General features: G+C 48.0%; 12 protein-coding genes. 5 read left to right on the forward strand and 7 right to left on the reverse strand.

What is annotated here, in order from left to right:
• Positions 1–140: 140 nt before the first annotated feature.
• The 4 genes from LY85_RS12380 to LY85_RS12395 form a co-directional block, all read right to left on the reverse strand.
• Positions 141–1121 (reverse strand): 2-dehydropantoate 2-reductase N-terminal domain-containing protein, encoded by a 981-nt coding sequence (locus tag LY85_RS12380; protein ID WP_141826888.1) that lies wholly within the window; start codon positions 1119–1121, stop codon positions 141–143.
• Positions 1118–1756: a TetR/AcrR family transcriptional regulator gene (locus LY85_RS12385; RefSeq protein ID WP_141826889.1), complete on the reverse strand. Its 639-nt coding sequence runs from the start codon at positions 1754–1756 to the stop codon at positions 1118–1120. Before LY85_RS12385 ends, LY85_RS12380 begins: the two co-directional genes overlap by 4 nt.
• Before the next feature lie 185 nt (positions 1757–1941).
• Complete coding sequence (locus LY85_RS12390; RefSeq protein WP_141826890.1) at positions 1942–3318, reverse strand: MATE family efflux transporter; 1377 nt, start codon at positions 3316–3318, stop codon at positions 1942–1944.
• A gap of 190 nt (positions 3319–3508) precedes the next feature.
• Positions 3509–3964: a MarR family transcriptional regulator gene (locus tag LY85_RS12395; protein WP_185741206.1), complete on the reverse strand. Its 456-nt coding sequence runs from the start codon at positions 3962–3964 to the stop codon at positions 3509–3511.
• A 293-nt stretch (positions 3965–4257) separates the two neighbouring features.
• Here LY85_RS12395 and LY85_RS12400 point away from each other — a divergent pair, with 293 nt between their 5' ends.
• A complete protein-coding gene (locus LY85_RS12400) occupies positions 4258–4944 on the forward strand; it encodes a FadR/GntR family transcriptional regulator (protein WP_141826892.1) in 687 nt (228 codons plus the stop codon).
• A 117-nt stretch (positions 4945–5061) separates the two neighbouring features.
• A complete protein-coding gene (locus LY85_RS12405) occupies positions 5062–5712 on the forward strand; it encodes an HAD family hydrolase (protein ID WP_141826893.1) in 651 nt (216 codons plus the stop codon).
• A 518-nt stretch (positions 5713–6230) separates the two neighbouring features.
• On the opposite strand, the gene LY85_RS12410 is transcribed toward LY85_RS12405, so the two are convergent.
• The 3 genes from LY85_RS12410 to LY85_RS12420 all read right to left on the reverse strand — a co-directional run bounded on the left by LY85_RS12410 (position 6231) and on the right by LY85_RS12420 (position 10000).
• Entirely contained in the window at positions 6231–7238 is a 1008-nt protein-coding gene (locus LY85_RS12410; RefSeq protein ID WP_141826894.1) for an electron transfer flavoprotein subunit alpha/FixB family protein, read from the reverse strand.
• A 16-nt stretch (positions 7239–7254) separates the two neighbouring features.
• Entirely contained in the window at positions 7255–8058 is an 804-nt protein-coding gene (locus LY85_RS12415; protein WP_141828081.1) for an electron transfer flavoprotein subunit beta/FixA family protein, read from the reverse strand.
• A 433-nt stretch (positions 8059–8491) separates the two neighbouring features.
• Entirely contained in the window at positions 8492–10000 is a 1509-nt protein-coding gene (locus LY85_RS12420) for an amino acid adenylation domain-containing protein (protein WP_185741207.1), read from the reverse strand.
• A 742-nt stretch (positions 10001–10742) separates the two neighbouring features.
• Here LY85_RS12420 and LY85_RS12425 point away from each other — a divergent pair.
• The 3 genes from LY85_RS12425 (at position 10743) to gltA (ending at position 14266) form a co-directional block, all read left to right on the forward strand.
• On the forward strand, positions 10743–11882 hold the full coding sequence (locus LY85_RS12425; RefSeq protein ID WP_141826896.1) for an acyl-CoA dehydrogenase family protein: 1140 nt from the start codon (positions 10743–10745) through the stop codon (positions 11880–11882).
• Positions 11883–12003: 121 nt separating this feature from the next.
• The gene (locus tag LY85_RS12430) at positions 12004–12846 is read left to right on the forward strand and encodes a sulfide/dihydroorotate dehydrogenase-like FAD/NAD-binding protein (protein WP_141826897.1); all 843 of its coding nucleotides are present in this window, start codon (positions 12004–12006) and stop codon (positions 12844–12846) included.
• Between the two features lies 1 nt (position 12847).
• The gene (gltA, locus tag LY85_RS12435; RefSeq protein ID WP_141826898.1) at positions 12848–14266 is read left to right on the forward strand and encodes an NADPH-dependent glutamate synthase; all 1419 of its coding nucleotides are present in this window, start codon (positions 12848–12850) and stop codon (positions 14264–14266) included.
• Positions 14267–14366: the final 100 nt, after the last annotated feature.

A 14366-nucleotide genomic window follows, 5' to 3' on the forward strand; every position in this document is an offset into this window, starting at 1 on the left:
GGCCTTCCTTATCAGCATAAGCATACGCTACAGTATTTCCAGTTGATTCTGCAACAAGGCTGCGTTCTCCCCCGCAAACTGAAATGGAATTGCTGTAAGCGAAATAATAACCTTTAAAGAGACAGAATAACACGGTTTCCTCAGAGGTCTTTTGTCTGTACCAGTTTCTTCTCTAAATCGGCGTAGTCTTTCTCAAACAAGGGCATGGAAACACCGAGCTCCCGGCCCGAATGGTAGACGCTCCGGCACACATAAAGTAAATCATCCCGGTTCGCGTGCAGTTCCATAATCCGTCTTGTGAGCTGGTTTGTACGGAACATATGCTTCATCAGCATCCCGCCCAAGCCGGCCGGAAATTTATAAAACGCCAGCTCATCAGCATAGTTCCGCAGGTCAGCTCCTCTTGCCGCCGCCACTTTGGTGCATTCCCGAATCGTGCGTATCGTCCGGTTTAAAGCGGACGGATTATCCATGAGTTTCCCCGCGGCCGCGGCGCTATCCCGAATATCGCCGATCGCCGCCGCGTTAGCGATGACACCGGCATTAATGGCCATGTGCAGCCATATCCATTCCAGCATATCGAATGGGCATTCCGTCTTGATTTCCGCTTGGTCAAACAAGGAAATGAGACCCGCGTAGCCGTCAATGGCTGCCTTCTCCTCGCGCTCCAGCATGACGTGGCCGAAAAGCACGCTGTTCAGCTCTGCCTTTTGCCATTCGATCTGGCCTCCGGCTACGGGGTAGCCGAGAAGATATTTTCTTCCTGCCATGACGGTATCCACATACCTTCTGTCCTCCCAGATTCCGCTGAAAACCAGAATCGGTCCGTTCAGCCGGTTTTCGTTCAGCGTGTCTACCGCTTCCTTCAGCCTGCCGCCGGGTACGCTGACGAGGATCAGATCGTAGGTGCTTTCGCGCTGAGCCATATGAACCGTATAGGAATCCCGGAGCTCTTGGCCTCTCGGGTTTTTTCTGCCGTCGAGAAGTCTGACGGAAATCGTTTCGGGGCATTCCGTCCTTTTGCTTTCCCGGATGAAATGTTCCGTTTCGGCGCCTGCCTTTTGAAAGAGATAAGCATAGGTTGTGCCTATGACCCCAAGACCGAGAATCAGAATTTTCACGGTGCGGACCTCCCTTCTGCCAAAAAACACAGGAAACGGAACGTTCCCTTTTTAGCCCCCAGAATTCGTTCGGCGGAATCGGCGACGGCACGGATTTTGTCCGGTATCGTTTCAGGCTTCCACTGAAACAAAACGTCATCCAGATAAAAGTTGGATAAGGTTAAAATCATTTCCGCCGATTCCAGAGGATGCTCTGTGGAGAATACCTGTTCCGCCACTCCCTGCTCGATCATCCGCGCGAAAACCGGGGCCAGCCGCTTGACCGCGGCAATCATCAGCTTTTCATGGAATACCGCGTTGGACGGCGCATCGATTCCGATTGCCTGCTGCCTGTCACTATGGAAAAAATCCACCCCGGATAAAATCATCCGTGTCAGCTTTTGGTCCGGTGTCAATCCCGGCAGCGCTTCCGCTTGAATCCTTTCGATACAGCGGTCGATAAACATTTTGATCGCCGCGTCCGCGCACTCTTCCTTGGAATGAAAGTAATGATAAAAAACGCCTTTGGAAATGGACAGCTCGCTGATGATCAGGGAGAGGGTCGTGTTTTCGTAACCATTGCGGACAAAAATATCCCATATACTCAGCAGCAGAGCATCCCGCTTGCCCTCAAATTCTTTCTTTGTTCTTGCCATAGGCACCTCCATAATTAGACCGATGGTCTAATTATATGACATAGCCCTCGAACTGTCAACGGGAATTACAAATTTTTTTGCGCGGCAAAGCGATTAACCCTGTGACCGGTTTGTCGAAAATCCAACCAATGACGGACAGCCGGATACCGCGCCGGCTGCTTATCCCGCATTGGCCGCTATTCATTTCAGCCTGTTGTAGACGTCTGAGAATTCCCTTCTGCGTTTTCCTGCGATTGATCCCCGCGTACAGGGTGGAGCCTTAATAGGATGGCGGCGAGGACAGCAGCCGTTAAGGACGCAAACGGCATGTTAAGCCAAAGTCCGTCCAGGCCGAGAAAGCTAAGAGAAAAAATGAACAGGACAGGAAAGACGAATGCCATGGAAAGAGCGATGGCAGTGGCATATCCCGCTTTCCCGATTGCCGACATATAGCTTTGCGAAGCAAGCGATATCCAACGTGTCAGATAGGTGAAAGCAAAAAAGGACAGCGCATGCACCGACATCGCGATTACCGCCGTATCCTCCGGCTTCACAAAGATGCCGGCAATGGGCGCTTTCGCAAAGAACATGACAGCGGCCATCACGAGCGACAGCGCTCCGGAGACACCGAAACACCTGCGCTCAATTGACGCAATCCGGCTGTAATTTTTTGCTCCGTAATTGAAGCCGACCGCAGGCTGCAAAGAATCGCAAAGGCCGTAAAGCATTGGCTGAACGAACCCATCGGCATACATCAGAACCCCATAAGCCGATACCGCTGTGGCTCCTCCAAGGCGAAGTAAAAATATGTTTATGATGATGGAAGTAATCCGTCCGGCTATATTGTTGAGAAAGGAGGGAGCTCCGTTTACGAAAATCGTCCTCAATATCCCGCGGTCAAATTTTGGCTTGACAAAACGAAGCTGCGTTTTACCACGAAAAAACGGCAGGAATGCAATAACGGCGCAGATGAACATACCCATGCAGGTTGCGAGCGCCGCGCCCCAGATGCCAAAACCGAGGACAAAGAGAAACAGGAACTCCAGCAGGGCGCTGATAACCGACATCAGGATATTGACCATCATGCTGTATTGTATTTTACCGCAGATACGAAGGTAATTGTCGACCGCGAAAACAATGGTTGTCATGGGTGCACAGGCAGCGTAAACACGTAAATACTGAGTCGCCAGGGTCACAAGCTGTTCGTCGGCGCCCATAAGCCGCACAAAATTGTCGGCAAAAACGAACAGGACTGTGCCAAGAGCGGCAGCCGATCCAATGATCATCAGACAGGCGCTGGAAAAAATATTGCTCGCCGCATCTTCATCCTTTTCTCCCAGTTTGATAGCGATCGGCACGGCAGAGCCGACACCGATCAGGTCGGCTATGGAAAAATTCACGATAACAAGCGGCATGACAAGATTCAGCGCCGCAAATGCATCGGTGCCTAAAATTTGCCCGACAAAGGCTCCGTCGATCGCCTGGTACAGCGATGAGACGAGCATGCTGATAACGCCGGGAATCGCTACGACGGCGAACAGTTTATTTGGCGTTGTCTTTTCATATAAGGTCTTGTAGTCCATGAAATCCTCACAATATTTTATTTATTTTTTGTTTCCTCCGGCTGTCCACTTCCCAGCCCCCCGGCCTCCGCTGCCCAGTTCACGACGAATGGCAATAACCATATAAAAAAATACCGGATAAGATTCTGAGCGCACTCAGCATCTTATCCGGTACATCCATTGCGATGGATCACCCTCCGATGATTGACCATTATTTATTTAGAAATTGTTTTGCTTCGGCCCTCAGCAATTCCTGATATTTCCGGTTGCTTTCCAGCATGGCAGTGATTTCAGTATTGCTCAGCCGTTGAAGAACCCGCTCCTCCAGATGAAAAACAATATCGATATTGTTCTCTTTGAACTGAAGGCCCTTATCGGTAAGCATAATCAGCTTGCTGCGCTTATCCGTCTCAGATAATATCAGGGAAATATAGCCGCTTTTCTTCAGACCGTTCAGTGCGGAGTTAACGGTCTGCTTGCTCATGACCCACTGGCTGCACAACTCCTTCTGCGTGCATTTTCCGTCCGCTTCACAAAGGGCATACATCAGCCAGAAGGCACAGTCGGACATGCCGCTCCGCTTTGCAAATTCGCTATATATTGCATCGGTTTCCTTGTAAATGGTATTTAATTCCTGCATCTGCCGACGTGCTTGACTATGATTCATACTTCGCATCCGCCCTTATATAGTCCGATTACGTACTAATTCAGTATAGCAGCTTGCATTTTAGTTGTCAAGGAAAATGAGCGGTATATCCGAGTATAGCTTTTATAATCCGAAGGGAAGATATTTTATAAACGGAAAAACGGACCCTCTTGTACGATCTGTTTTGCGGCTGTAATAACGTTACCGGCTTGTCGGACTGTCGCGCTGTATATCCTGCGCTCTATTGACCTAATCGAGCAACAGGTATATACTCTGTTCAATTGACAGTAGCAATTGAACAGTAGGTGACGTAAATGAACGATGATGGGAAAGCCTATCTGAAAGTTATCCGATACATTCAGCAGCAGCTTGCCAGTGATCAATTACGAATGGGCAATAAGCTTCCTACGGAACGTGAATTGTCGGAAATATTGAATCTGAGCAGAAATTCCATTCGGGAAGCGATGAGCACCATGGAGAACATGGGATTCGTTGAAAGCAGGCAGGGCTCTGGAAATTACCTTACCGGCAACATTGAAAAGAGCTTTACGACTCCCCTCTCTATGATGGTACTTATGAAACAGGTAAACTATATTGAAATCAATCAGTTGCGCCGCGGCATAGAGCTGCAGGCATTGACACTGGCAATGAATCGGATCACGGATGACGAACTGGAAAAGATCAAGGCGATCCTGACAAAAATGGAGCATTCACCCAAAAGTGAAGAGTCTGTCTACGATAAAGAATTCCATGATGCTATCGTTGCAGCTTCGGGGAACGAATTGATGGTTAGTGTTATGCAGGCGTTATCGTTAACCTGTGAGGAAGCAATCAAGCACATATTAAGCCAGGAGCTGGATGGTAAAAGACGTTTGCTGATGAAATCGCACCGGCAAATTTATAAGAGTCTGTTGCACAGGGACCTGCAATCAGGTGCGGAATCTGTAAACATCCACTATGACATCATTGACACCGGATTAAAAATCAGTCAAAAATCGTGATGAAAATCACGATTTTTTTGTTTATGGGACATATTGACCTCTCTGGCAATTTAGTTATATTATTAAATTGGCCCTGCCAATAGGTAATGCCAATTACGAGAAGGATGGGTGATTTTTATGAATAAGTATGATACGGTGATCTTTGATTTGGACGGCACTCTGTTAAATACTCTAGACGACCTGACAGTCAGTGTCAATCATGCCATGAAGGAGTTTGGCTTTCCACTGTGTACTCCGTCGGAAGTCAGAAGCTTTATGGGAAACGGAATTGTCCGGTTGGTGGAGCTGTCCGTCCCGGGCGGTAGGCAGAATCCACGTTTTGAAGAAGCACTGAGCTCGTTCAAGGAGTATTATTCTCAGCACAGCAAAGATAAAACGCAGCCGTATCCGGGTATTATGGAAGTCTTGAAATTCCTGTCGGAAAAGGGTTATCGACTGGCGATCGTGTCAAACAAATTCAATGATGCCGTGCAGGACCTGAAGCAGTTATATTTTGAAGACCTGATCCCCGTCGCAATCGGCGAAAAGGAGAATATCCGAAAAAAACCGGAACCCGACACGGTTCTGCAAGCATTGTCTGAATTAAAAAGCGGTAAGGAAAAAGCCGTGTATGTCGGAGATACCGAAGTGGATATAGAAACCGCAAAGAACGCAGGGATAGACTGCATAGCTATCAGCTGGGGATTCCGCGACAAAGCCTGGCTTAAAAAAGCCGGTGCAGGGCTTATTGTCGATGACCCCTTATCCCTTTTGAAATACCTGTCGTGATTTTTCGGCAAGGCGCTGACTGCTTATATTGGGGGCTATATGCTGATCGGGTTTCTCTTTGCTGACGATTTTTAAAAGTAAGTATCCGATGAAATTGATACTGATTTTATGAAAGGACGATTTGGAAAACTCCAAATCGTCCTTTCATATCAAACAGAAATTTTTGCTGATTGTCGAAAGCCATTATTACTGGGAGTTATACGGTTTATGCGATATATTCGGGAAGGCTTAAAATATTTTGATTTTAGCATAGCGGGAATGACGGACAATACATATCATTGCCGGAACCGGAAATTCAGGTTATTCCATTATCGCTGGAAGGCAAAAAAGGGCGCGGATGAGGAGTAATTCCAAATCCGCGCATTTTTATTGATCAGACCTGTTTAGAAACAGCGGGACACCGTTTCCAGTGTCCTCTTTATTAGGCTAACCCAGTCTTAAAATTATAGATGCCGTATTTCGCATAGCGAAAGAATTTCCATGATGAAGCGCAGCAGTTTTGTGTTCGGAGGAATTTTTTAACCTTTCCTTTTTTTGATTTCCTCGGTAAGAACGGGAATAACCTCGAACAGATCTCCGACAACCCCGTAATCGGCAATATTGAAAATCGGAGCGGTTTCGTCCTTGTTGATCGCAATGATCGTTTTAGAGCCGCTCATACCGGCAAGGTGTTGGATAGCACCGGATATACCGCAAGCAATATAAATCTTTGGGGCAACGGTTTTGCCGGTTTGGCCGACCTGATGGCAATGGGCGATCCAACCCGAATCTACGGCTGCACGGGAAGAGCCAACTGTTGCGCCAAGCGCTTCCGCAAGTTCTCTTATCGGCTTGAAGCCTTCGGGCCCTCCTACACCGCGGCCGCCGGAAACGATGATCTCGGCACCTTCAAGGTCGACGAGTTCTCCGCAGGCTTCCTTAATAACATCGAGAAGCTCCGTACGGATAGCTTCGGGCGCAACATGAAAATCTTCCTTAATAATCTCCGCAGTTCGGGATTCGTCTGCAGTGCTTTTTTTGAAAACGCCGGGGCGGATGGTACCTATTTGAGGACGATTTTCGGGACAAAGGATCGTTGCCATGAGGTTGCCGCCAAACGCGGGACGGGTCCACGCGACATTGCCGGTCTCCTCATCAATGGCAAGAGAGGTGCAATCCGCCGTCAGACCGGTCTTTAACCGGCAGGAAAGGCGGGGGCCGAGATCGCGGCCGTTGTTGGTGGCACCGATCAGAATGCTGGTAGGGCCGTATTTTTCAACCAGGTAATACATGGCATCGGCATATGCGTCTGTCGTGTAATGCGTATATTCCCCGCCTTCAATGACAATGACGGTGTCTGCGCCATATGCGGTCGCCGCCTTAACGGTGGAATCCACATTGTTTCCGATCACGATTCCGACGAGTTTGCCCCCCTGTTTATCCGCAAGGCCTCGGCCTGTGCCGAGGAGTTCCATACCGACATTTTTAGCGGTACCGTCTTCATTGGTCTCTATAAATACCCATAAATCTTTGGTTTTCGCTTCCACTTTAAGTTCCCTCCTATTAAATAATGACGTCATCGACAAGCATTTCGAACAGCTTTTTGGCTGAATCTTCACTGCAGTCTTCGTGAATCTTAACGCCGCCGGTCTTCACAGGAGGTGTAAATGTCTTCTTTACCTTTGTGGGAGAGCCCTTTAGACCGATCCTCTCTCTGTCGATGGTAATCATATCGTCGGAAGTTATAGTTGGGATTTCCTTCCGGTTTGCGGCCATCTTGGACTTGATTGTAGGATAGCGGGGCTCAAAGGAAGGTTTCGTAACGGTGATGACACAAGGCATTTTGGCTCCTATTATTTCAAAACCGTCTTCCACTTCCTTTTTGACCTTAACGATATCGCCCTCAACGAAAGCTTCGTGTGCATATGTAACCTGCGGATAGTCCAGGTGCTCTGCAATTTCAGGCCCGACCTGAGCGGTATCGCCGTCAATAGCCTGCTTGCCGCAGAAAATAATGTCAAACTTACCCTCAGTTTCTTCAAGCTTCCTGATTGCGCAGGAAAGGATATAACTCGTTGCCAATGTATCGGAACCGCCGAACGCACGATCGGAAACAAGATAAGCCCTGTCGCCCCCGATTGCAAGGCATTCTTTAAGGGCGGCCTTTGCCTGTTCGGGGCCCATAGATAAAATAATGATCTGAGCGCCGGAATCTTTATCCTTAATTCTTGCGGCAGCCTCCAGGGCATATCCGTCAAAAGGATTGACAATGCTTGGAACGCCGTCACGTATAAGGGTGTGCTTCTCGGGGTCTATCCTGATTTCCGTAGTGTCGGGTACCTGTTTTATACAAACAAGAATGTTCATTTTCAGTATTCCTTCTTTCCCAATAAATGATTGCCTTGAGCGCAGGCCTGTGATTCGACAGAAAATCACAATAAAAGTGAAAGGAATGTATCTTACAAAAAACGCCGATCCATACTGATGCTCCACAGCCCTTATTATATAGTTCGTTTGAAAAAAAGTCAATACAAAAAACATCAGAAATAAAATAGAAAAATACGATATATCCATGATAATACTGATTTATTTTGATATATTTTTTAAATAATAAAATAGTTCAATCAATCAAAAAATAAAATTTGGAACAAGCTGATGATTGTATCCCATCATTTCCACCGGCTCTTATCCCTTGCCGCGCCGATCTTTAAATTGGGAAAAAGGCATGTAAAAAACCGCGCTGAAGGCCGTAGCAACAACGCGGTTCCTGCAGGGTGGATTCGGTACAATCGTTATGAAATTAATAGTATAAAACAGCCAGTTTTTTGTGGTCGTCCAATTCCGGGGGAGGAAGAAAACCATGACGGTCAACCTTACCGGAGAGCGTACGCGGGAAGGTATCCGTTTGAATGAAACCGGTTGGGATTGTGTAATATGGGATACGCTCCTGTAAAAAGGCACGCAGCGCCCTGTGATCTATTCTTTCATCCGCGATGAAGTAACCAAAAAGAATGTTGGTGCCCCCATTGTCGGTAAAACAGGTTACGCAGGCTTCGCTGATATGGGGAAATTCAAGCATATATCTTTCGACGCCGCTGGGTTCGACACGAAAGCCTCGGATTTTGAACATATTGTCCTTACGGCCAATATATTCCATATTTCCGTCCGGAAGAATGCGTACGATGTCACAGGTTTTAAAGACACGCTGAAACGGGGGCGCCGTTTCAAACGGGTTGGGTGCGAAACGATCCATATTGACTTCGGGCAAATTCAGATATCCGTCACATATTTGGGCGCCGGAGATCCACAGTTCCCCATTTTGCCCGATCGAAGCGGGAGTGCCGTCTTCGGTCATAACATAGCCCTTCAGAGCGGGAACCAGCTTTCCGATGGGATAAGAGGAGCGCGCATCCTGAATATTGTAATGGCTGATAGCGGCGATTGCTTCGCTGGAAGCGTAGATGTTGACGATTTCGTAAGGGCGTTTCTTTAAATTGCGAGTCACCTCACTGCCGACCAACAGTAAGCGGAGGGTACTGCCTTGATCGATTTCTATGTACTTGGTTGCCATATGAGGCGGGAGAAACGTAACGGTAATCTTATTTTGAATATAAAATGCAGCAAGCTCCTGAATGTTTTTGCAGATGGAAGACGGCACCATCCGAAAAGTGCATCCCAAAGACAGGCAGGAGCAGAAATCGTACACTGCGGCGATAAAGAGTAATTTGGCAAAAGACGCAAACGTGTCGTCGGAGCGTAACGGCAGACAGTCGAAATTGCTGACACTGGCGGCAAGATTCGAATGCAGGATACGTACGCCCTTCGGCTTGCCTGTTGAGCCGGAAGTGAAGAGGACAAGAGCCAGCTGATGGGAACGGGAGCGGTCTTCAAACGCAGAGCACTGGCTACAGGAGCTGATGGCGTTGATAAAATAGTCGTGGTCTATACAGATGCGTGCGTTAACACTTCGTATGCAATTCTTGTTATGCGATTCGGGACAACAGCGGTCAAGGATCATATAAGCGGCGCCTGTTTTCCATATGCCAAGAACAATTGCGGGTGTGTCCATGTTTCGGCCAGTCACAACGGCCACAATATCACCGGGGCCGACGTGTTCATATTCGGTCAGGTAATGAGCCAGCTGATCCGAACTGCGGTCCAGCGTAGAATATGTTATATGTGTGGAATCCAGGCAAACGGCATCTTTGTCCGGGTACCACCTGGAAGCTTGTTGAAACAGCCCGATGACAGTACGAGAAACAAATTCACCCTTATGATCGGAAAGATAATCTGACAATAATCCTAGCATTTTGGCCCCCTCGTATCTTTCGGTATTTGTCATATTTTCCTTCAAATTTCTCCAATTGATTTTTCATAAGCTGTTCTTTCCGGGTACAATATTTTTTATGACCGTCTAAAACTGTTCAAAGAAACTAAAAACAAAATTAGAGAAAAGCACCAAAAAACAAATCAATTATTAATACTTTTTATAATATTTACAATACTACAAAAATTAATTTATTTCAATGATTTTTGTAATTTTTTAATAATTAGTTCAAATAAACGAAAATATGGTTTTCGCTTTTATCATTGAAATAATATCTCCGCGCATCTTTCATTTTATGGTATATGCGCGGAGATACTCATTGAATGAAGTAAAAAAATATGAAATAAAATATAATATTACTTTAAAAATAGATAAAATATACAAAAACAGGCAGCGACTTCCATCAATACGCTGAAAAATCAATTAAAGAAAAGAAGTATTACAAAACATATTGCCAACGGGAATATAATGTGGTAGATTAAAAACAAGTCAGTCAAACGAACTAAAATTACGAAGCGGTCTGTGTTGGCGCCTGAGGTACCGGACCTTTTGTAAAAAGCGCTAAAAAATACAGGCAGTACGGATCCGGACTGAATGTGGTTCGATTGAACGGTATTTGGGAATTGGGAGTGTCTCGGTTTTTTGACCGGCAAGTGTAACCAGTAAGGGCCTTTTCAGGTCATTATCGGAAGAACTTAATTAACAATGAAAAGGAGAAATCATTATGCAAGATTTCATTCTGACACAGGACCAGCAGGATCTGGTAGCATTTGCAAAGGAATTTGCAGAAAAGGAATTGAAACCCGTTGTCGCCGAGTGCGATCGCGAAGGTGAATTCCCGATGGAAGTGTACAGGAAATTCTATGAGGCCGGTTTTTCCACCATGTTTGTTCCTGAGAGATATGGCGGTATCGGGGCCAGCTCTTTGGATCTGGTTCTGATCAATGAACAGTTTGCCAAGGTTGACGCTGGTTTCATCGTGAGCGCCACTACTGCGGAATTCGGTGCCACCCCGATTCGCATTGCGGGAACCGAAGAGCAGATTGCCTATTATATGGAACGCGTGATGGAGGGAAAGCTGGGTGCTTTCTGCCTGACGGAACCGGATGCGGGATCCGACGCCGCCGCTACCCGCACGACCGCTGTCCGTGAAGGCGATGAGTATATTATCAACGGACACAAGTGCTTTATCACGAGCGGGGGCCTTGCGGATATGTACACCGTCTTTGCGACTGTGGACCGTTCTCTGGGTGCCAAAGGCATTACTTGCTTCCTGGTGGAGCGTGAACGTCCCGGTGTCAGCGTGGGTAAGGATGAAGATAAAATGGGACTGCGCCTGTCGAATACCGCGGATGTCATTTTCGATGATGTACATATTCCTGTTACAAACAGGATCGGGGCAGAAGGAGAAGGCTTTAAGATCGCAATGAAGAGCCTGGACCGCAGCCGGGGCGTCAATTCTTACGGATGTCTGGGTATTGCGGAACACGCCATTGAAGCAGCGGTGGCTTACGCGAAACAACGTGTGACCTTTGGACATCCGATTATCAAGAATCAGGGGCTGCAGTGGATGCTGGCCGATATGCAGATTCAATGTACGGCGGCTCGCGCCCTGCTGTACCGCTGTGCGGAAATGATTGATAAAACCGGCCAGTATGATACGGCGCTCGGCTCCATTACAAAGACATTTGTCAGTGATATGTGTATGAAAGTAACAACAGATGCGGTACAGATTTTCGGCGGCTATGGGTACAGCCGTGAGTATCCGATTGAAAAGCTGATGCGTGACGCAAAAATCTTCCAGATTTTTGAGGGAACCAATCAGATCCAGCGTATTGTCATAGGCTCTCAGATGGCCCATTAGCATCCGTATCAGGTCCTTAAAAGGCAGAGATATTTCAGAAAGATCAGCATCTTCAGAAGTGTTCCTGTGCTGTCCGGCCAGAACCGCTTGCCGATCTGCTTTATAGAAGTTGGAGGTTAAAATGTATCGGATTGTGAAGAAAAAAGATCTCAACCCCGCCGTTACGTTAATGTCAATAGAAGCTCCGCTGGTGGCGGCAAAGGCGCAGCCGGGTCAATTTATCATTTTAAGAGTGGAAGAGACAGGGGAGCGGATTCCACTGACAATAGCGGATTATGACCGCAAACTTGGCACGGTGACGATTATCTTTCAGATTGTGGGGGCCACGACAAAACTCCTTTCCCAGAAGAAAGAAGGAGAGGCGCTGGCAGATTTTGTCGGACCGCTCGGGACGGCTTCTCATTTCGACGGACTGAAAAAGGTGGCGATCATTGGCGGAGGCGTCGGTTGCGCAATCGCATATCCGCAGGCCAAGGCACTTTTCGGAAAGGGTGCGCATGTTGATGTCATCACCGGTTTTCGCAATCAGGATATCATCATTCTGGAGGAGGAATTCAAGAAAGTCAGCACCCGCTATTTTTGCACAACGGATGATGGCTCTAATGGCGTAAAGGGGTTCGTGTCCGATGTGCTGAAGTCACTGATTGCGGATGGCAACGAATATGACGCCGTGATTGCGATCGGTCCCCTGATCATGATGAAGGTGGTAAGCGAGGTTACGAAACCATACGGCATTAAAACAATCATAAGCATGAACCCCATTATGATTGACGGAACCGGCATGTGCGGGGGCTGCCGCATTACGGTAGACGGAGAAACGAAATTTGCTTGCGTGGACGGACCTGAGTTTGACGGGCATCTCGTGGACTTTGATGAGGCGATTCGCCGCGGTAAAATGTATGCGGAGCAGGAAAAGGAACGGCTCGTGGACATGAATTGCAGGCTCATGAAAGGAGTTCGGTAAAATGGCCGTTAGCATGAAGAAAGCAGGTATGCCCGTACAGGACGCACAGATAAGGAAAACGAATTTTAATGAGGTTGCCTTGGGATATTCCGCCGAAACAGCCGTTGAAGAGGCAAAAAGGTGCCTGAACTGCAAGAACCGGCCCTGCGTAGCCGGATGCCCTGTCAGCGTGAAAATTCCCGAGTTTATCGCCCATATGAAAGACGGCAGATTTGAGGAAGCTTACCAGACGATTCGGGAAACAAATGCACTTCCCGCGGTTTGCGGCAGGGTATGTCCGCAGGAATCTCAGTGTGAAGGCAAATGCGTGAGAGGGATTAAAGGGGAGCCGGTCGGTATTGGGCGGCTCGAACGCTTTGCTGCGGACTGCCATATGAGCAATGCTGTCAGCGAGAACGGGCATAGTGACCCGGACGGGCCTAAAGCGGCTGTTGTAGGCGCAGGACCATCCGGGTTGACGTGCGCGGGGGAACTGGCCAGGAAAGGGTATGCGGTGACTGTTTTTGAGGCCCTTCACAAGCCGGGCGGAGTGCTGGTCTATGGTATCCCAGAGTTCCGGCTTCCTAAAAAAATAGTTTCAGCCGAAATAGACAACCTGAAAAAGATGGGCGTCAAAATTGAGACGGATATTGTAATTGGAAAAACAATTACGGTAGACGAGTTGTTTGAACAGGGATTCAAGGCTGTATTTATCGGCTCCGGCGCGGGATTTCCTACCTTCCTGGGGATTAAGGGAGAGAATCTTAACGGGGTTTATTCGGCGAATGAATATCTTACCAGAATCAATCTTATGAAAGCCTATCAGGCGGAGTACGAAACGCCGATCTTCAAGGGGAAAAAGGTAGCCGTAGTCGGCGGCGGAAATGTCGCGATGGATGCGGCGAGGAGCGCGCTGAGAGTCGGAGCTGAAACCGTGTACATCCTGTATCGCCGCAGCCTGAAGGAAATGCCGGCGCGGAGCGAAGAAGTCGAACACGCTTCGGAAGAGGGCGTTCAATTTCAGCTGCTGACAAACCCGGTGCGCTTTATCGGGGATGAAAAGGGCTGGCTGAAAGGCGTTGAATGCATAAAAATGGAACTGGGTGAACCCGACGCATCGGGGCGCCGCCGCCCGATTGAACAGAAAGGGAGTGAATTTGTACTCGATATTGATACCGCAATCATAGCGGTAGGCACTTCTCCGAATCCCCTCATCCGTAAAACCACCAGGGGAATTGAAGTTAACCGGCACGGCTGCATTATTGTTTCCGAAGAATCCGGCGAGACCAGCCGTCAAGGCATCTTCGCCGGCGGAGATGCGGTTACCGGCGCAGCCACTGTTATTCTCGCTATGGGGGCAGGAAGGAAAGCCGCGGCAGCAATGGACCGGTATATTCAGAATAATTCCGGCGTTTGCGGTCCCTCAAGCAGCAGAGCTTGAGCGGTTCGACGAGTTTTACGAAAACCCGGGCGGCAGAAAGCCTGTTTTTGGAAGTCGTTCCTTTGCATCGCAAAAGCAATCGACAGATAAAGAGTGCGGT

Source organism: Clostridium sp. KNHs216, assembly GCF_006714885.1.
In the GTDB taxonomy this organism is placed as follows: Bacteria; Bacillota; Clostridia; order Oscillospirales; family Acutalibacteraceae; genus Caproiciproducens.